Raw genomic sequence first — 865 nt, forward strand, 5'->3', positions numbered from 1 at the left:
TTGGGAGCAGAGCATGATTGGTCCAGTCATGGGGCAGATGCCTTTGGATTGATGTGCGTGGCTTATGAAGAACCTCCGACGATACAAAAGCGACCAGCTTATAGCGGCAGAACGGAATATGAGAGTACCTCATGGATGGCAGAATGATGTATGATGAAGAGCATTTAGATAAAGAAAGTAACGCATCAGATTTGTCGACAGAAGGCTTATTTCGCAAGCTTGTGAGTTGGTACAAAGAAGATGTGGAGCATGTGAATAAATGGCGTGAACATGCACGGGAGGATTTTCGTTTTTACAATGGTGATCAGTGGAATGAGGCTGATTTAGCGGCGTTAAAAGAGCAACGCCGCCCCGTTATGACCTTTAATCGTATTGCTCCGCTTGTGAATGCCGTTGTGGGGTCAGAACGCAACAATAAGCGAGAAGTGCAGTTTATTCCCCGTCAAGTAGGGAAGGCATTGCCTAGTGAATTGCTTACTGGTGCGGCAGAATGGTTTCGGGACATGGCGCATGCAGAATACGCTGATAGTGATGCTTTCCAAGATGCCGTTATCTGCGGCATGGGGTGGACTGATACCCGCCTTGATTATGAAAATAGCTTTGATGGTGAACCGGTCATTACGCGTTTAGACCCGTTAAAGATGGTTTGGGATAGCGCGGCAGTGCAACCGAATTTAACCGATGCACAACGCATGTGGTATGTAGATCGCAAGCCCTTGGAAGTAGCTAAGCAGATGTTTCCCAAAGCTCATTGGACAGAGCTGAGTGCAGATTGGGCAAGGGATGGGGTTGCTTATGAGGGCATTCATCATAATGATCTTGAAGCTTATAATGATGAGAAGGGCATTGATGTTGAAAACGGTCG

Annotated in this window: 1 protein-coding gene and 1 pseudogene; both read left to right on the forward strand. The window is 46.9% G+C overall.

Going from position 1 to position 865, the window contains the following annotated elements; genetic code table 11:
* Nucleotides 1–147: pseudogene (locus ACFILA_RS09635) on the forward strand (PBSX family phage terminase large subunit); the annotation flags it as partial.
* The coding region (locus ACFILA_RS09640; protein ID WP_375661137.1) for a portal protein at nucleotides 132–865 on the forward strand (734 nt) is incomplete at its 3' end. The pseudogene ACFILA_RS09635 and the gene ACFILA_RS09640, both read left to right, overlap by 16 nt.

The organism is Bartonella sp. CL71SXKL (assembly GCF_042194935.1).
In the GTDB taxonomy this organism is placed as follows: Bacteria; Pseudomonadota; Alphaproteobacteria; order Rhizobiales; family Rhizobiaceae; genus Bartonella.